This is a genomic window from Candidatus Lokiarchaeota archaeon (genome assembly GCA_014730275.1).
In the GTDB taxonomy this organism is placed as follows: Archaea; Asgardarchaeota; Thorarchaeia; order Thorarchaeales; family Thorarchaeaceae; genus WJIL01.
Genome location: WJIL01000132.1, coordinates 108,623 through 125,754, shown reverse-complemented (window position 1 = coordinate 125,754; position 17,132 = coordinate 108,623). Strand labels below are relative to the sequence as shown.

18 protein-coding genes and 1 tRNA gene are annotated in these 17,132 nt (G+C 45.5%); 9 read left to right on the top strand and 10 right to left on the bottom strand.

What is annotated here, in order from left to right; translation table 11 throughout:
• Positions 1 to 18 precede the first annotated feature (18 nt).
• Positions 19 to 225: a 50S ribosomal protein L13e gene (locus tag GF309_14845; protein ID MBD3160054.1), complete on the bottom strand. Its 207-nt coding sequence runs from the start codon at positions 223 to 225 to the stop codon at positions 19 to 21.
• Between the two features lie 72 nt (positions 226 to 297).
• On the bottom strand, positions 298 to 1,122 hold the full coding sequence (locus GF309_14840; GenBank protein ID MBD3160053.1) for a DUF72 domain-containing protein: 825 nt from the start codon (positions 1,120 to 1,122) through the stop codon (positions 298 to 300).
• A 107-nt stretch (positions 1,123 to 1,229) separates the two neighbouring features.
• Between GF309_14840 and GF309_14835 the strand changes: the two genes are divergently transcribed.
• The 3 genes from GF309_14835 to GF309_14825 all read left to right on the top strand — a co-directional run bounded on the left by GF309_14835 (position 1,230) and on the right by GF309_14825 (position 3,770).
• Complete coding sequence (locus tag GF309_14835) at positions 1,230 to 1,538, top strand: hypothetical protein (GenBank protein ID MBD3160052.1); 309 nt, start codon at positions 1,230 to 1,232, stop codon at positions 1,536 to 1,538.
• Positions 1,501 to 2,904 (top strand): glutamine synthetase, encoded by a 1,404-nt coding sequence (locus GF309_14830; GenBank protein ID MBD3160051.1) that lies wholly within the window; start codon positions 1,501 to 1,503, stop codon positions 2,902 to 2,904. Before GF309_14835 ends, GF309_14830 begins: the two co-directional genes overlap by 38 nt.
• A gap of 86 nt (positions 2,905 to 2,990) precedes the next feature.
• Complete coding sequence (locus GF309_14825) at positions 2,991 to 3,770, top strand: proteasome assembly chaperone family protein (protein ID MBD3160050.1); 780 nt, start codon at positions 2,991 to 2,993, stop codon at positions 3,768 to 3,770.
• Positions 3,771 to 3,897: 127 nt separating this feature from the next.
• On the opposite strand, the gene GF309_14820 is transcribed toward GF309_14825, so the two are convergent.
• Entirely contained in the window at positions 3,898 to 4,449 is a 552-nt protein-coding gene (locus GF309_14820; GenBank protein MBD3160049.1) for a pyruvate ferredoxin oxidoreductase subunit gamma, read from the bottom strand.
• A gap of 326 nt (positions 4,450 to 4,775) precedes the next feature.
• Between GF309_14820 and GF309_14815 the strand changes: the two genes are divergently transcribed.
• Complete coding sequence (locus tag GF309_14815; protein MBD3160048.1) at positions 4,776 to 5,267, top strand: hypothetical protein; 492 nt, start codon at positions 4,776 to 4,778, stop codon at positions 5,265 to 5,267.
• A 13-nt stretch (positions 5,268 to 5,280) separates the two neighbouring features.
• On the opposite strand, the gene GF309_14810 is transcribed toward GF309_14815, so the two are convergent.
• Both GF309_14810 and GF309_14805 read right to left on the bottom strand, forming a co-directional pair.
• On the bottom strand, positions 5,281 to 6,645 hold the full coding sequence (locus GF309_14810) for an NAD(P)-binding protein (GenBank protein ID MBD3160047.1): 1,365 nt from the start codon (positions 6,643 to 6,645) through the stop codon (positions 5,281 to 5,283).
• Between the two features lie 61 nt (positions 6,646 to 6,706).
• The gene (locus tag GF309_14805; protein ID MBD3160046.1) at positions 6,707 to 7,801 is read right to left on the bottom strand and encodes a hypothetical protein; all 1,095 of its coding nucleotides are present in this window, start codon (positions 7,799 to 7,801) and stop codon (positions 6,707 to 6,709) included.
• 137 nt (positions 7,802 to 7,938) lie between these two features.
• Here GF309_14805 and GF309_14800 point away from each other — a divergent pair, with 137 nt between their 5' ends.
• The gene (locus tag GF309_14800; GenBank protein MBD3160045.1) at positions 7,939 to 9,777 is read left to right on the top strand and encodes a hypothetical protein; all 1,839 of its coding nucleotides are present in this window, start codon (positions 7,939 to 7,941) and stop codon (positions 9,775 to 9,777) included.
• 33 nt (positions 9,778 to 9,810) lie between these two features.
• Positions 9,811 to 10,239, top strand: a complete 429-nt coding sequence (locus GF309_14795; protein ID MBD3160044.1) for a YjbQ family protein — start codon at positions 9,811 to 9,813, stop codon at positions 10,237 to 10,239.
• Here the strand turns inward: GF309_14795 and GF309_14790 are convergent, their stop codons facing one another.
• Entirely contained in the window at positions 10,240 to 10,509 is a 270-nt protein-coding gene (locus tag GF309_14790; protein ID MBD3160043.1) for a hypothetical protein, read from the bottom strand.
• A gap of 148 nt (positions 10,510 to 10,657) precedes the next feature.
• Here GF309_14790 and GF309_14785 point away from each other — a divergent pair, with 148 nt between their 5' ends.
• Positions 10,658 to 11,176 (top strand): hypothetical protein, encoded by a 519-nt coding sequence (locus GF309_14785; GenBank protein ID MBD3160042.1) that lies wholly within the window; start codon positions 10,658 to 10,660, stop codon positions 11,174 to 11,176.
• Between the two features lie 66 nt (positions 11,177 to 11,242).
• On the opposite strand, the gene GF309_14780 is transcribed toward GF309_14785, so the two are convergent.
• Positions 11,243 to 11,809 (bottom strand): hypothetical protein, encoded by a 567-nt coding sequence (locus GF309_14780; GenBank protein ID MBD3160041.1) that lies wholly within the window; start codon positions 11,807 to 11,809, stop codon positions 11,243 to 11,245.
• The gene (locus GF309_14775) at positions 11,769 to 12,638 is read right to left on the bottom strand and encodes a hypothetical protein (protein ID MBD3160040.1); all 870 of its coding nucleotides are present in this window, start codon (positions 12,636 to 12,638) and stop codon (positions 11,769 to 11,771) included. The genes GF309_14780 and GF309_14775 overlap by 41 nt, the downstream gene beginning before the upstream one ends.
• A gap of 148 nt (positions 12,639 to 12,786) precedes the next feature.
• On the opposite strand from GF309_14775, the gene GF309_14770 reads away from it, so the two are divergent.
• Both GF309_14770 and GF309_14765 read left to right on the top strand, forming a co-directional pair.
• Positions 12,787 to 13,185 carry a translation initiation factor IF-5A gene (locus tag GF309_14770; protein MBD3160039.1) on the top strand — a complete coding sequence of 133 codons (399 nt, stop codon included), beginning with the start codon at positions 12,787 to 12,789 and terminating at the stop codon, positions 13,183 to 13,185.
• A gap of 281 nt (positions 13,186 to 13,466) precedes the next feature.
• Positions 13,467 to 13,895: an AsnC family transcriptional regulator gene (locus tag GF309_14765; protein MBD3160038.1), complete on the top strand. Its 429-nt coding sequence runs from the start codon at positions 13,467 to 13,469 to the stop codon at positions 13,893 to 13,895.
• Positions 13,896 to 13,899: 4 nt separating this feature from the next.
• Here the strand turns inward: GF309_14765 and GF309_14760 are convergent.
• A tRNA-Leu gene (locus GF309_14760) sits at positions 13,900 to 14,022 on the bottom strand.
• Positions 14,023 to 14,183: 161 nt separating this feature from the next.
• Positions 14,184 to 17,063, bottom strand: a complete 2,880-nt coding sequence (locus tag GF309_14755; protein ID MBD3160037.1) for a hypothetical protein — start codon at positions 17,061 to 17,063, stop codon at positions 14,184 to 14,186.
• Between the last annotated feature and the right edge of the window lie 69 nt (positions 17,064 to 17,132).

Sequence of the window (17,132 nt, the reverse complement as noted above, 5' to 3'; positions counted from 1 at the left end):
GCTTGAATGACCTTAATTTTATCCTTCTATGTATTGTTTTATTTTTTCCACATTCTCAGAGTATTGAGTGCGACGCCTTAAATCAACAACGAGACCTATGGTGCGGGCTTGATGAACAGTAAGCCCTGCTTCGGAAATCTCCTTTCGGCTGAATCCCCGACCTGTTCTCAGAGATTTTGAATCCGGGGATTTCACAACTGGCCTAGTACTATCATCAAAACTCATTGTCTAAATCTCCTGATTTGTCATGGCACTGATGACTTGCCTATTATACTTTTCATTGTACTGAAAACAGGCTCAGAACTCGTCAATTGATGTCTGTTCTACTGAAGTATATTGAAGCATTCTTTCCAGTTTCATTTCTTGACGTTCAGTGATTCTTCCCAAGATTCTCAGCATCTGAAAAGCATTCAGAGGGGCATTGCCTGCGAAATGGTTGTTGAAATAACCTAAAACGGAATCCACTTTTTCTTGGAGATTATGAAGTCTAGGAACCCAATCCTTCAGCTCCTCAACCGAATAGAGATAATCGTACCAAGGATTCTGGCCATGACCATGCCATCGAATATACGTGAAGTCTGTGGTAGTACGAAGATCGATTGGTAGTTTTGGTTCATCTACTACAACATTCGCGATATTGTAGTCTTCCAGCAATGACCAAGTCTTCTTTTCTAACCAGCTTCTGTGCCGGAATTCTATGGCATACCGGTAGGATTCATCTAGTGCGGACAAGAAGGCTTCCAAATTGCCCATTGAGGACTTCTTCCAAGGGGGCAGCTGAATGAGCAATGCCTGCAGCTTGTTGCCTAATGGTTTCATCAATTTGAAGAAACGTTGCAGAACTTCACCAGCCGCACCATTGAGCCGCAATCGATGATCGTGTGTTACATCCCTGGGCAGTTTAGCAGTGAAAAACTTGCTCTCCGGGATTGCGTCTGCAAGGTATCGAATGAATGAAGGCTTGGGAAGAGCATAGAATGTAGAGTTGATTTCTGCAGTATCAAAATAGGAAAGATACTGCCTTAATAGCGCAGAGCCTGAATGATAGAATATACCCTTCCAGTCATCTTTGTAGGACCAACCACTTGTTCCAATATGAAGGCCGTCAATCATTGCATTCATCCTTATTCATGAAAGATTCCTAATCTTTCTTTTGAGCGAGCTTGTTACAGCACTGAAGGCGAAATTCATAAGGTCGTCTAGCAATGAAGGAATGTAAGGGGTTTTGAATGAAAGCTTCCAATATCAAGGTCAAGCTGGAGAATCTTGTCACACATCAGGGAGACTTCAGCGATTCCAGCTTCAAAATGAAATGCGATGCCTCATACGAGGATCTGATGCTCGTTTTGGAAGGCGATAAGCGAAGGGTAAGACTGCATGCCAGAAACATAAACAATGCACATCTTGAGAAGGATGCCCTTAGAATCAGTGGTATGAACTTCGAAGTTACGGAAGATGATAAACCAAGCGTTGTCAGTGGAGCAGTTCGCCTAGAACTGGGTGACGAAGCTGAGAAGTGGTACAACGAGATTTGGTGAAAGACAGTTTTATATCAACCATCAGTCCGACAAAGCACACAACTGGGAGCGTACCACTTTGCAGGATAGGATTGAATACGTAGAGTTCCGCTTAGCTGACATATATGGACAGCTCAAGGGTATGACTGTACCTTGTGAACCAGCAAAATCTGTTGAAGAACTCCTGAACGATCCAATAATGGAAAAGGGCACTAGTGTAGATGGCAGTTCCATTGCAGGGCTTTCAAGGGTAGAATCCTCTGATCTACGCCTGCAGCCAGAGCCTGCTACAGCTGTAGAACTACCCTATTCCGATGCTCGTACCGCAGCAGTAATGTGTTTTGTCAGAGAAAAAATGGGTCAGGGCAAAGAAGAGAAATACTACCCTAAAGATACCCGCGGTCGGCTTCATCAAGTTTGCGAGAATCGTTTGAAGGATAATATGCAACTCATGGTCAAGACCGAGCCTGAGTTCTACGCATTGACGCCAGAAGGACGACCTTTTGACGAAGGACAATATGCCGATATCTATCCAAAAAGCCCAACTCAATCGTATCTTCTTGGTCTTTCTAATGCGCTGAGATTCGTGGGCATGGACTTACGCGTCATTCATCACGAAGTTGGTTCTGCTCAACAAGAGATTGAAATCAACTACAGCGATGCAAGACATATGGCGGATACACTGCTTCTCTTCAAGAATCTCACCAGGGCTGTGGCACTAGAACAGGGAATCGATGTGACTTTCATGCCAAAACCATTTGAAGGGGAGGCAGGAAATGGATTACATTGTCACCTTCAGCTGTGGGAAGGCGGAGACAATCTATTTGGATCGGATGATTCAGGGAATCTTTCAGAAACAGCCAAGATGTTTGTCGCAGGTCTACTTGAGCATGCCCCAGCAATAACTGCGATTGCAAATCCAACTGTGAATTCGTACAAGCGACTTGTACCACATCAAGAAGCACCCGTGTATATCTCATGGGGCGACAGAAATCGTACAGCATTAATCAGAATTCCACTCTTCAGAGACAAGAATGATGCTGCCATAGAATTCAGATCTCCAGATCCCTCCACGAATCCGTATCTCCTGTTCTCAGCGCTCATTGCTGCGGGTATAGACGGTATAGAAAAGGAACTGGAAGCACCCACACCCGTATCAAAAGACGTATTCAGAATGTCTGACACAGAGCGAGAGAAAATGGGTATCGGTTCTCTACCTTCGACGCTGGGATCCGCACTTGGTCATCTGGAAGAGGATGAAGTTATTACGCAGGCAATTGGCGATGAAATTGCTGAAGAATTCATTGCCCTGAAGAGGAATGAGTGGCTGAATTACGTGAACCGTAGTGTGACCGATTTCGAGTGGCAACATTATAGAGATGTATAGAAAAATAGTCTTCGTTCAATGTTTGCTTGGCACAGACTCAATGTTAATATTGCTGAGCATACATATGTTCAAAGAGGTTCGCGAAGATGAGTGAGGAATGTGAAGCCAAGGCCCTAGGCGCACCCAGTGCAAAAATGGTACAGACTGAAGAACTCGATATGGAAGAACCACTCCTGGTATGTGGTTTTCCATCAGCAGGAGTCGTTGGGACTATAGCTGCAAATACCATAATGGATCAACTAGAAATGCAAGAAGTTGCCCATCTTCGTTCTAGACACCTTCCATCAGCAGCCGTATTTCTTGATGGTAGACTGAGACACCCATTCAGAGTATACGCAAGCAAGAATGAGAATCTACTTGTATTAACAACGGAGCTCCCAGTTGCCGAGGAAGGGATGTATGAAGTCAGCAGTGCAATTTTGGATTGGGCTGCGAGCGTCGGAGTAAGGGAAGCCGTAATACTGGATGGCATTCCTGTGCAGGGAATCCCATCGAAGCGGAAAGTATTGTATGCAACTGAAGAAGAGAAGCTTCAAGAACTTGAAGCCGATGATAACGTCGAAATGCTCCAAAAAGGCATTATAACAGGCATTGCAGGCTCCATCTTATCAGAAACGCTTTGCAGACCAATGGTTGGGTTCGCATTTCTAACTCCAGCTATCGCCGTTGTGCCAGATCCTGAAGGCGCGGCTTTGCTCCTAGAGACCCTTAACAGACATTATGACATAGATATCGATACAACGGACCTAAAAGAGAGCGCTGAAAATATCCGGAAGAAAATGAGGGAGATGGCTGAACAGGTAGAAGGTATGCGCAGAAAACAGCCAGGTGTTGAACACCCAGGCTTCGATAGGATTTACGCTTAATCAGCTCATTGCAAATCGTCTCCACACGTGAGCAAGGCAAGTTCAAGCATACACCTGAGCATGGGTTGCTAGAGATAGTATCCTAGCGCCCCCACTAAGCCATACTGTGAGATTGTGACATTTGAGATTATTCACTGCAATCTTCGTAGGCCAGTGCTGCTCCTTCGGCGTTACGCTTTCCTACTTTGCCGGGCCAATTCTCCTTGATTACTTCCTGTATGGTCTCAAGTTTGACCAACCCAGTGGCTTTTGAGAATGCACCAAGTGCAGGAGTGTTAACAACAGGGAGTCCAGACACCAACAACCCCAATTTCAGAGCAATACCTGTTCCGTCAAAAGTGTAAATTCTTCCACGCTTAATTCCGAGTTCGTCGGGTTCTTTCTGAGTGTTGACTATGACTTTTCCGTCTTTCTTCAAGCCTTCACTTACTTCTACCAAATCGATTATTGTCGGGTCAAGCACCGTAACTATATCAGGCTCGTATACTTGGCTTCGGACGTTAATCGGTTCGTCTGAAATCCGTGTGAAAGCCCGTACAGGAGCGCCTCTGCGTTCTGCGCCGAAGTGCGGAAACGCCATCACACCCTTGTACCCGTCTTTGTAAGCTGCTTTGGCAAGGAGCTCTGCTGAAGTAACGCCACCTTGGCCGCCTCGACCATGCCACCTGACTTCAATCATTTTTGAATCCCCAAAGGAGTCATGATGAGGGGGCCAAGGGTATAGTAAAACCTTTTCGCTGTGACACATGTTAAAAATCTTCGAGCAAAGCTTCTTTACCCCCTGTGCGGAGCGAGAAGCCTGCTAAAGGCCAAAACCAGTTCTGGCCATATTCCAACAAAGCAAATCAATCTGGGCTCGTAATGAAAGATTGCTTTTTGGCCTTGATACATACGACGTATGAATTGATTGTATTAAGGACACGAGATAGTTTCAAATGCATAGGAAGCGTAGAATGTTTCTTGGCAATAATATGGTGCATTGAGACTAAAAAGGCGGGAATTGCCATGATGGGGGAAAGACATAGTTTTCTAAAGTCAACTTTGCCGGTTATTCTCCTAGCTGCACTCCTTTCTTTACCATACATGTTTGAAATTAGGGGTCAATCAATCTACTCTGAATTGAGCTATTCCTTGATTGCTTACACATATACAATTGCAACCTGGGGCATTACACTTCTGGAACAACCTATTCGTCCATACGTCCTGTTCGGACATATTTATGATACAATCTTGTATTTCATCTTCATACTGGCAATTACTGCATACTACGATAGGAAGGTGACCTATAGAAACATCAAGATTCTTGGTGTTCTAACCATATTACCAAGATTGGTCCCTACTTGTGTTTATTCATTCTTCGTATTTGTCCTCTGGGGTGGCCACCATCTTCATCTCAGCTTTCCATTGCCTTTCGTCACCATAATTGGGCTCATAGCTGCCAGACGGAGACCTTCTATTACGGAAGAAGACACATGGTTAGAGGAGAACGAAAGGTAGCTGCGAAACAATGTCAAATGTCTTCAAGCAATGCTTCGGTAACACCACGGGCTGAACGTGCCGCCTGTTGGAGACCAACACCACTTCCAGCCGTGTCCGTGCCTACAATATAGAGCCCTTCGACGGGTGTTCTGGGGCCAGGTCGATCCAAATCGGTCTGTCCAGGAATAAGGGCTGCACGTGTTGCATATGAAGATTGCATATGTTCCATTTCTATGTGATCCAGAACATCTGGGAAATACTCAGCGAGAATGTCTGTTTTCACCCTTTCAACCAGTTCCTCGGGGGAATCATCAATCACAATGGTAGCCAATCCAAGGAGCTCTTTCCCTTCTGGGGCACACGAAGGGTCGAAACTGGATATCGAAACAATCCATGTCGCTGGCCGCGGATGAACAACAACCCGAGATTTGCGATCCCCAATCACTACTTCGTCAAGACCCAGCCATAGTGTCATTCCCTTGGTTACTCTGAAATCGCTCCACTGCTGGAAGAAGCTCTGTGTTTTTTCATCATTAGTTTCTACTACATCCGGCATAGACCACAAGGGAATATTACTCACAATTCGTTCGTGATCGATTTCCCTACCCCCTGCAATAATGCCTCTTACCCTTCCATCTTGAACACGAATCCGCTCTACAGGGGTATCAAGCACATAACTGCCGTTGATATTGTCTTTAACCCGCTGACGAATGCCAAGCATTCCTCCAATAACATATCCTTCGTCATATTCGTCCGAGCCAAAAAGGAGTTTCTTCAGCGATTCAAGTTTCGTGGTTTCTTTGTCTGTATCCTTCAATGTTCTAAGAGCTTCATAGGCAGATGCCTCTTCAACCGGAACACCAGCTGCCATGTAGATTGCACTCTCCATGACATCCAGTATCACCTGATTGTCAGCATTATGCTTCTCCATGAATTCCTGGAACGAGATATCCTTGTATTCCTTCATTTCCTCAAGGGTCATTGTCTTGATTTTTGCACCTATTCTGGCCAGAGTCAGACGGCCGCGAAGGGGGGTCAAGGGCCACCGTAGGGTTTCACCAACACTGGTTGGTATTGCTCCAACCTTGTCATGGACCCGGAAAAACCATCCGTCATGCAATACAAACTCGGGCGGCGGATCAAGATGCTCTCTGAGAAACTCTGTAAAAGCGCCTCTCTTGACACGAGTAATCACATGAAGACCATTGTCCACACGATAACCTTCAACATGATATCCGTGCCAAACTCCACCTAGGTGAGATTGCTTCTCGATAACAAGTACATTCATGTCTTCCGATGTCAATGAGAGTGCTGTCAGGAGACCACCTGCCCCGCCACCAGCGATAATAGCATCATACTTTGATGGGTTGACTTGGTCAATCGTTATTTCATCCATGGGTGGTCACTAGCATCCGCATAGTGCTCAGATTACTAAATATTTCCAATTTGCCATTGTGCTAGAGCGTAATCAAGCGGTCACTATCCGCTGATTTGTAGGCGGCATCAACGAGGCGATGTGCTTTGATGGCATCAATAAACGAAGGGTCTGCATCACCATTCTCCTGCACAGACTTGAGAAATGCATAGCTGAGAGCCGAATATCTCTCGGGGCCAACAGTAGTTATTGCTTGAATCTGATCGTTGTTTAGATCTTCTGATTTTAATTCTAGCTCATCTAGAAGGACACTGTTAGCCTCCTCCACAGAGACTCTAGTCGGACCTTCATCCTTCACGTGATACTTCAGAAAGCGTTCCCCCGAGCCAAGATGAATAGCAATGTAACCTTCTTGGAAGAAGAGTTCTATGAAACGCTCATTAGGACGGTCTACCCAGTGCCAGAGAGAATCCAAGGTGCTTACTGCACCGTTAGTATGCGTCAGAGTTACCGATGCATGATCCTCAACTTCCCTTTCAGAGAAGAAGTTCACACGAGCAAAAACATCCTGAACATCGCCCATCAGCCACAGCAACAAATCCAAATCATGGATACTGTGCTCAATCAGTGTTCCACCGCCGGCTATTGATTTATCTCCTCTCCACTGGCTGTAGTAGATGTAATTGATTGGAAAGCGTTGGTCATCACGAATATGAGCCAACATGGGCTTTCCGAGATTCTCATCTTCAATAAGCTGTTTTGCATAGAGAAGTAGCTGATCGTATCTTAAGACCAAACCAACACCGTTTCTGATATTGTGACCATTGACATGACCCAACAAATCCCTGGCCTGGGGGGCGCTATGGGCTAATGGTTTCTCACAGAACACATCTTTTTCCTGTTCCGCGACCGCTTTGACGATATCACGGTGGCGATTTGTGGGTGTACAGACATAGACCACATCTACATCATCATCAGAGACCAAATCATCATAATTCACGTAGGTGTTTGATACATCATAGAGAGTAGCAGCTCTATCTAAGGTCTCTTCATCAATATCGCAGAGTGCTGTAACATCCAAGTCAAGAAGTCGCGAATCTTTCAGGGCTGCTAGGCACATCAGATGAATATTGCCAATATTGCCTACGCCAACCAACCCCACGTTGATCTTTTGCAAGGCCAACTCAACACCAATCAAGATGTTGTAGTGATACAATATGAATCTTCTCTAGAACACACTATAACAAGTATTATGAGAACTGCTTGAACTAACGCAGCAAGGAAGTTGCATTCACCTCACGAGAGAGTGGATTCATGAAATCAGGCGAAGAAACAGTGAAGGCAGCAAGAGAAGCAATTCGGAATGGAAAGGCGATACATGCAGCCGAATTGCTTGAAAAAGCGGCCAACCAGCTTGTATCAAGCATGAAACCACAGTGGGCAAAGAATCTTTATATCGAAGCTAGTAACCTCTATAGTGAGGAGGGCGAAAAGCAGGCTTGTTTCAACCTTTTAGAAAAGGCGACACTAGCATTCATTCGGCAAGATTCTGATCCTGAAATACACGACGCAATTGTAGCATTGAATGAGAATGGTGGGATGATTGCTGAGAAACTAGAGGAATACCAGAAAGCCGCCGATTTCTATTTTCGAAGTAAGGATTTCGCGGCTGACGCCAAGGTGAAGGATAGACTTACCATAAGAGCAGCCGACGCCTTAGAAAATCTTGCAGATATTCATGAAGACAAAAATGAGTTTGATGAAGCAGTTGAACTTCTCAAGAAAGTGGGTCGTCTCTATTACACTGTAGATGATGAAGAGCTGGGGCATAGAATTCATGAGAGGGCAATTCGATTGGCGTCCCGATGGGCAGATATCTCAGAAGACAAGGGAGATTATCTTGCAGCAGGAAATGCTCTGGCAGAAGCTGCCCAAATCATGCAAAGTGAAGATGAGGCTGCTGAGGCTATTCCGCTGATGATGAAAGCTGGAAGGAAATATGAAAAGGCAGAGCTATTTGAAAAAGCAGGCAATATCTATGATGCAGCTCAAGAAGCATATGGATTTGAAAGGCTTTCAAGTGGTCAGAAAAAGGCAGCAACAAAAGCTGCAGAAGCATATACAAAAATGACTGGCGCCCCTAATGTTGTAGCACCTCTTTTGGTTAGAGCAGGTGAGCTCTTTCGGAAAGCTGGACGAGTTATGAAAGCAAGGTGGGCATACAAGCGTGCGGGTAACCTATTCGGTGAACTTGCTGATGCCGCAGCCCTCGAAGAGGACGACGAAACTGAGAACAAATATCGTCGCTATAGAGCTATGTGCTTAAGGGAATGGGGGCAGGAAGAGAAGGCCAATGAAATCTACGCGGAAGTCATTGATTTCTATCTCAAAAGGGCTCAGATAGAGAAGGAAAGAGGTAGGAAGGAAAGACAAGCCACATCATTCGAGGAAGCCGCCAAGGTAATGCGAGAAGCCAGCCAAGAAGAGAAAGCTAAGGAAACGCTATCTCAAGCACTTGGAATCTATGTCGAGCTTGCTGAGACAGCATCTGAAGCGGGTCAACCTGGTGAAGCTTCGGAGTATTTCAGTAAGGCTGCTGAGTGCTCAAATAGACTTGAATCTGAGAAAGATGCCTCTTCATTCCATGTGAAGGCCAGTGAAAAAGCAAAAGAAGCAGCAAATATGTATGAAGAGCTTGGCGTTTCTGAGCTCACCGCCATTTGGAACAGGACTGCGGGCAGAGAAGCACTTCGTTCCGGAAATTCGGAAACAATTGAACAAGGGATCCAATTATTGCAGGAATCTTCTTCAACTTTCAACCGCATCGGTGAGAAGGCTGACGCATTCGAGGATCTCTTTAGTGTCTTCGAGGGGCTTTTCCTTCATTTTCCCGAAAGGGAACAGGAGATCGAAAATATAGTACAAGCATTGGAGGAAATTGCACGAGCCGAAAATAAAGATGAGATTACAGCTCTGATTCCTGTGTTGAAGGCACTGAAAGAGAAGAACTTCACAACTGCTCTCTTGGCATTTCAAGAGAATGAGGACGATTTGATGGATAAATCTGAGCGAATACGACGATTGTTAGATAGTCTTCCGGGTGACAAGATGGGGCGCAGGACACCTGTGAAGAAATATGGGAGAATCGCGTAGTTCTTTAGGCCTGTTTTGCGGAATTCAATCTCGGTGAATATCTTGCCAACACAGCATGAAACAATCTCGTTTTCGACAGAAGGACACTGTGATATGATTGACATCACAAATGCAGTGAGCAAGAAGGTAGAATCCAGCGAACTTCACAATGGGATATGCACAGTTTTCTGCCCGGGATCAACCGGCTCTGTCATAACGATTGAGTACGAGGAGGGATTACTGGAAGACTTCCCTGCTACAATGGAACGGGTTGCTCCCAAGGATGAAGAATACAAACATCATTTACGATGGCATGATGGTAATGGCCATAGCCACTGTAGAGCCTCGACAGTTGGTCCATCGCTAACTATACCATTCGTGAACAAGAAGCTGACTTTGGGGACTTGGCAGCAAATAGCCTTTGTTGATTTTGACAACAAGGCCAGAAACAGAACTCTTGAGATAATGCTTATTGGTGAATGATTACGGCAATGCAGCATCGCTTGGTGGATCCCATTTCAATTCCCGCAAATCATGAGCTTCATCTGCTGAATCCAAAATCTTGGCTGCCAAGTACTTCATGCGAAGGGATCTGCGTAATCGATGAAGTTGGAAAGGTGCATTCCATCCAACAGGGCTATTACGATACTCGGTGCTTGCCATGAGTTCCCGTACGTTATCCAATTCCTTCTTTACCTGAGCCTTCACGTTTTCCAAATCTCGGCTTATCAAGAATCGCTCTCTATCTTTCATGATTTACTGCCCCGAGTACGTCGAGATAATCATGGTAGAAAAGAATAGAAAAGTGAGTAATACAGGGCAGACATAAGATTGCGCAAGTAGAAAGAGCAACGAATGGTTTTTTACTACTGAAGCAGAATACGCGTGGGTGTTTTTGCAAATGTCAGATAAATTCACCATGCCGCTAATCCGCAATTATGAGAAATTCAAGGCTTCTTGGGAGAAAAACGCAGCACAGCCAGAACAAACCATTTTACACTATCTAAATGCAGCGCTGCTAGCTGAAGAGAATCCCAAACTAGCCGATGCGATGATGAGCTTGATTGTCAGTAAAAATGAGTGTTATGATGACTCCTCCTCGCCCTCAGGCCTGAAATTGGGGAGGTCAGCAAAATACATGCTGGGTCAAATTCAGAAAAATCCAAACATCGCAAGGTCCTATGTTGGAGGTTCACCCGATAACAACTATGAATATGATGAGAATCGTCTTACGATGACTGTAGTGAGAAGGCAGAATCTGGCTGACAAAAAGAAGAAAATCTTCATCGATTCTGCAGGCAAGGATTTCGACACGCCAACACAGCTTGCGAAGAACAAACATGGCCAGTGGAAGCTAATCGAGTTTTCTTCCATTGCAACAGGTGTTCAAAAACCGAAATCAGAAGAAGGTGATTTCTAAGAAGCTCTTCAGCAGGTATAGTAGATTGCTAACAGCATAGAGAGAACCTCACTACGCTATGAGATACTATATCCGCTCTCTGTCTCTTGGAATCCGCTTCATTTTCGTACCACACACTGGGCATTGTCGTGATGCGGACAAGGAATTCTGATGTCCACATGCAGGACAGCGAAGCATCCATTTGATTTGATGGGTCATCTTCTTTCCGATTTCTTCTACAGACAAACCGATAGATTTCGCAGTATTGAGAAGAGCAAAATCGCTTGATACAATGGTAACATCAAATCCTTGGTCATCTTTCCAGATTCCCAGCGCAAGTAACTCTACGTCCGTATCTGATAAGACATCGAGATCACCAGTTCTAGAAGAAGCTGTTCGTACTTTCTTCAGATACTTAGGCAGAGGGTCCTGAACAGATAATCTGTTGATGTCTATGAGTCTTTGAGCTCTTGTCCTACTCGGCCGATTATGAAGCTCCTCAATTACACTATGAGTTGTGAGGAACTCTGCATCTTGTCGTGCTTCGGTCCATTTGCCCAGTAGGGCCCCAGTGTCGAGTACAAAAAGCCCCTCCATAGTGACCACCTGAGAGCTATAGCGTACGTGGTACGATTCTAGTATTGAGACGATCATAGTAGTTATCGGACATGCGTATGAATCGGGTAATCACGTCTGACTTTTTAATCCATACTGCTTCTCCAGGTTTGACATCCAACCTTCTCTGGCCATCAATTATAGCAAGCCCATGGGCCCCGGGTTTCACCAGTTCTAACTCAACCCTACTATCATCAGGCACAACAATTGATTTCAGTTCAAAACGAGGAGGGCAGACTGGAACAAATATCAAGCCATCCACATCAGGAGCTACGATAGAGCCTCCTGCAGCAAGTGCGTAGGCTGTTGAGCCCACAGGCGTAGATAGCATGGCCCCGTCAGCTCGTCCGTAATCTATTCGGACACCGTCTACGTACACCTGAAAAGTGAGTAGTCTCCCTGGTACTGATGAAGCAACATAGACCTCGTTCAGGGCATACCCGAATTCCCGTTCACCAACGCCAGAAACTAGATTGATGTTCTTGTCTATGACGCAATCATCATGCAGTATTTTCTTCAAAGAACTCACAGCTGTGGTCGTGCTGCTTTCTGTTAAGAAACCAACATTTCCACGATTCACACAGAACAGAGGAGTTTCGCGATCCTTCAGCTTAGAAAGTGTATAGAGGATGGTACCATCACCGCCAATCGTGATAACGAAATCCGCTTCAAATTCGGATATTGCACGCTCCTCCGCAACAGAATGTATGCCAACACATGAGCCCTCATCCACTTGAAGGGCAACATCTTGGGTTATTAAGAAGTCAGCAATTCGTTCGGCTATTTTCCGTGTATCAGGGCGACCAGGTTTGCAAACTATTCCCACAGCCGGTTGGTCACTCATTATCTGGGGATTTCGCTCTATCACTTTCGCTCCTTCCCGTCGTGGTCGATGGCATACTCGCCTCTTTATTCTTATTGTTAGTCGATGATATTGCAAAGCCAAAAGTTATTTGAATGCAGTTGTCCAACCCAGATAAGAAACGGTCTGCAAGATTTCATAGGAGTGAATTATGATGTCAATAAAGCGTACTGAAGTAAAGAGCTTGAAAGAAGGGTCATACATGCTGATTGATGATGAGCCATGTAGGATTGTAAGTATTGAAAAATCAAAACCAGGAAAACATGGTTCTGCAAAGGCAAACATAATGGCCGTTGGTTTCTTTGACAATAGGAAGCGAAATGTGGTTATGCCGGCAGACCGGATGGCGGAAGTACCGATTATCGATAAAAGAACGGCAACAGTAATTGCCGATCAAGGCGAAAGGTTGAACATAATGGACACTGAGAGCTACGAAACCTATGAAGTGTCCCGGCCAGATGATGAAGAGGTGTCATCTCAAATCGAGACCAACTGCACAGTCGAATACTGGGATGTCATGGGTACAAAAGTCATCATGCGCGTCAAGAGCTAATCAAACACATTTGTCGAGAGAGTCAAATAGCATTCTAGAAGGGGGAGTTCTGGGGCTGAAATGGTGCCGAATCACCCGGCCATCCTCAGCGTTTGACACTTCATGCAGTCTGCCCTTTGACTAGTAGAGATTAACACTGAAACCAATCAAACTATCCTGCCAAGGAGAGAGATAGCTCTTCTGTGTGAAGGTACTGTGAAAGGGTATCCAGTCGATATTCATTTATCAGATGCTGTTCTACCGGTACTCAATCAGTTACAAGGCAGGTGCCGTTCTGTCTCATGCACGATTTGGATTCTACAGACAAAAGAATCATCGAGATTCTCAAGAACAACGCGCGTAGCTCTTTAAGAGATATGGCGGATAAGAAGGGTATCAATCTTAGTGCCAGTTCGATTCGCAATAGGATGCTGAAGCTAGAACAAGAAGGCATCATCAAGAAATACACCGTTTCGGTTGACCATCGCAAAATGGGCTTTGATATCCAGATGATGATACTTGTTCAGGCGACACCAAAGAAAGTAGACTCAGTTCTATCAGAACTTGAGGAACACGAGAATGTACATGATACATATCGAACTAGTGGTTCTGTGAATGTGCTTTGTTTAGTGCGGGCAAGAAACATGAAATCACTCACTGACTTCCTAGAAAATAGCCTTCTGAAGATGGATGGAATCGAAAGTTACGAAAGCCTGCTTATTCTTGAGTAAGAAATGGTGCGGAGGGCGAGATTTGAACTCGCGAACTCCTACGAGATTTTCCCCTTTGCAGCGGAATTACGCTGGAAAGGCCTAGAGTCTGAGTCTAGCGCCGTTAACCGGGCTTGGCAACCTCCGCATGGTCAACCGACAATGGTCGTCTAGCCTTGGAGGCTCGCTCTTCTTTTTACGTTTTTGGATGATTGAAGATTTCGCCTTAGGAGAGAGTGCAATCGTGTAGATCGGCGATTCAAGAAAAGGGGGAAGCGCCGGATTGACGGCGCCTCAAATGCTAGACTATCAACGTTTTACTATCACTACCAGTAAGAGGATTACGACGATGCCTGCTGCAGCTAAGATAATCCATGTATCGATGCCAAAGATGGTCTCGGGGAGTCCGAAAGGCCCGGTACCGGTTGTCGGTGTCGTGGTTGTAGTTGTTCCCGTGGTGGTTTCGGTGGTAGTCGTGGTTGTAGTAGTTGTAGTGGTGGTACTCGGTATCGATACCGTGATATTCTCCACATTGCTCCAAGGTCCAGATACACCGAAGCTGTCCACCGCTCGTACCCGGAAGTAGTATGTCCCGTTTTCCAAATCGGTCAGGTCAACACTAAGGGAACCAGTAGACCATGAATCCAGGAGAGAACTGAAGGTTTCTTCGTTATCCATCTGCAAATCGTAATGATCAATGGTGCCCGTTGTATCAGCTGCTGCACTCCACTCAACAGTGAAATTGCCATCATCGTCAGTATCCCCAGGATCCGTGAGCGTGGAGGCCTCAGGAGCGTCATTATAGACATAGTCAATATCCAGACTGTAGATGTAGACACTATACAGGTGTGTGGCTGTCGTTAGATTAGCCTTCCATCTCAGGTCATTGCCGGTGTTGGTGAAGGCGTGTTCAACGCCAGGAGTAACTTCTTCCCAGTTTTCACCTCCATCAGCAGTTAACCAGTAGGTGAGATCACAATCTGTAGGCACCCAGCTCTCATCCGTGAGGGTCGCGCTGATTAGAGTCGCATTAGTGTCATCTACTTCCAAAGATTGGGCTGTGAAAGTGCCAATTTTAGCATTAGATGACGGGCTCTGGTAGATGCTATAAATCGACACGTGGTCGCCTGCCGCACAGTAGACATTATCGCCATGCATAGTAAGCCCTCTAACACCGACGTCCTCATGAGATGAGATGAGTTCGAGGGAGTTCGGATTCGTAGCATCGAATAGATGCAGCCCCTGGTCTGGTCGTGAGGCTGCTATATAAGGCCCGTCAACCCAGATGCCCCAGAAATCAGACATGAAAGCCAATCCGTCCAAGTAATCAACATCATTTGGCGGAGTCAGATTATAGGAAATCACAATTGTTGCATCCAGAGCATAGAGTATATCTCCATCTACAATTATCTCGTAGGTTTCTGCTGACAACTCGTGCGAATTCAACAGAACAGGATTTGCAATGTCGCGGATATCATATGTGTAGTAAGCTTCGCCATAGTCCTCACGGTATCTAGCAACATAGAGGTGAGGACCTTGCACCCAGAGAGTGGTGACATTGCCGATTCCACTGATAGAACTGATTTCGGATTGAGAGGAAGGATCACTGACGTTTATTATATAGACACCAAGAGTTCCATCAGCAACATAGGCAACCTCTCCTTTGACATCAACATCTGTTGCCTGTTGGAGCCCACCTCTGCCTATATGCTCGATTTCGGAAGGATTCTGCACATCGAATACTCTTAGGCCGCCGCCACTACCATAGTCAGCAACATATGCCAAATGACCCTGGACGTCGAGTTTCCTATAGTACTTTGTATCCCCAACAAGAATACTGTCCAGAAGAACAGGATTCAGTGGATCACTTATGTCCAGTGTATAGAGCCCATCATCTCCACCCACAACATATGCGATATCACCCTGAACTCGGATATCAAGAGCCTTCTTTCCGCTGTAGGTACCAAGTTCAAAGAAGTCGGTTTGATGCATAATCGTCAGAACTCGTACCCCATCGGAACTAGCGATTATCACGTGTTCTCCATAAATCTCCACGTCATAGGCATGGAACCCAATCCAATAGAAAGCGAAAATTGGCTCTGCGGGGTTTGAAACATCAAGAATTCTGATTCCCTGCTCACCGTCAGCAACAAACAACGAATTCCCTCGAACTGCCACGGTTTCAACGAATCCATCTGTATCATAATGACCGAGTACTGAGATATCGCTTGGATTGCTTGTATCCAGTATGTAGACTCCGTCATCACCAGCTGCCAAGTAGCCTCGATTCCCGTCAACTAGAATATCAGTCAAATTGGCTCCACTAAACGAGAGGTAGTCAATGGTTGTCGCACTGCTTGGATTCGATATATTTACAAGCCATAGGCCACCAGTGCCTTCAGCCAAGTATGCAACATCACCTTGGAGATCGATACCCCTTAATGTTTCTAGTGTCTGATATGGCGTGATTTCTACGGGGTTAGCTGGATCTTCTACATCATAGATTCTCATACCATCTGCATCAGCATCTCCATAGCTCGCAACATAGAGATGATGACCCTGTATCTCCATGTCCGTAACATTGCCTTTCGGCGCGAGGGAAGCCATGTTAACCGGTATATTGTGCGGGTCACTAACATTGTAGATTCCAATCCACGAAGATTCCCCTTCAGCTTTTCCAACAAAGGCTACATCGCCCCAGATTTCAACGCTTTGGAGGTATCTCGCACTGGGTCTTGTGTCGAGTGTGGCTATATTGTCTGTATCAGTAATGTTGAGAATCTGAAATGAGTCGGTAGCGACAGAACGGTACATTCCCACATAGGCTTTTCTGCCTTGAACATCAACGGACTTGATTGGATAGTCGGTCTCATATAGGTCAGTACCCCAAGAAAGGGACCAATTCTTTGGCGAACCGGCATAGCCGGAGCCCCAGCCAGCAGCTGTTGTATTGCCAGAATCTTGGAAAGCGCCACTCAGAAAATTCTCGGAGAAAGTATCCAAACTAGATAAGACTCTTCCCGGAGCAGAATGGTTTGATTCGGCAATCGATTTCATAGAGCTAGGTGTAGTTGCACATGGCAACAGCACTAGCATAAATAGTAAAATAGGAATTGCTATTTTTCTCATAGGAACCACCCATATTGGTTCAAGCGTGTCTATCCTTGTGCTAGGATAACGGGTTCCCATAAGCACGCGCTATCAATACAAAATGCTTGTCAATGAAAGCGGCTATGATGATGATTTCTTAGTAGGCGC

Coding starts and splice junctions, on each gene's coding strand:
- GF309_14845 (MBD3160054.1), bottom strand. CDS start 225: ATGAGTTTTGATGATAGTACTAGGCCAGTTGTGAAATCCCCGGATTCA.
- GF309_14840 (MBD3160053.1), bottom strand. CDS start 1,122: ATGAATGCAATGATTGACGGCCTTCATATTGGAACAAGTGGTTGGTCC.
- GF309_14835 (MBD3160052.1), top strand. CDS start 1,230: ATGAAAGCTTCCAATATCAAGGTCAAGCTGGAGAATCTTGTCACACAT.
- GF309_14825 (MBD3160050.1), top strand. CDS start 2,991: ATGAGTGAGGAATGTGAAGCCAAGGCCCTAGGCGCACCCAGTGCAAAA.
- GF309_14820 (MBD3160049.1), bottom strand. CDS start 4,449: ATGATTGAAGTCAGGTGGCATGGTCGAGGCGGCCAAGGTGGCGTTACT.
- GF309_14815 (MBD3160048.1), top strand. CDS start 4,776: ATGATGGGGGAAAGACATAGTTTTCTAAAGTCAACTTTGCCGGTTATT.
- GF309_14810 (MBD3160047.1), bottom strand. CDS start 6,645: ATGGATGAAATAACGATTGACCAAGTCAACCCATCAAAGTATGATGCT.
- GF309_14800 (MBD3160045.1), top strand. CDS start 7,939: ATGAAATCAGGCGAAGAAACAGTGAAGGCAGCAAGAGAAGCAATTCGG.
- GF309_14790 (MBD3160043.1), bottom strand. CDS start 10,509: ATGAAAGATAGAGAGCGATTCTTGATAAGCCGAGATTTGGAAAACGTG.
- GF309_14785 (MBD3160042.1), top strand. CDS start 10,658: ATGTCAGATAAATTCACCATGCCGCTAATCCGCAATTATGAGAAATTC.
- GF309_14780 (MBD3160041.1), bottom strand. CDS start 11,809: ATGATCGTCTCAATACTAGAATCGTACCACGTACGCTATAGCTCTCAG.
- GF309_14770 (MBD3160039.1), top strand. CDS start 12,787: ATGTCAATAAAGCGTACTGAAGTAAAGAGCTTGAAAGAAGGGTCATAC.
- GF309_14765 (MBD3160038.1), top strand. CDS start 13,467: ATGCACGATTTGGATTCTACAGACAAAAGAATCATCGAGATTCTCAAG.
- GF309_14755 (MBD3160037.1), bottom strand. CDS start 17,063: ATGGGAACCCGTTATCCTAGCACAAGGATAGACACGCTTGAACCAATA.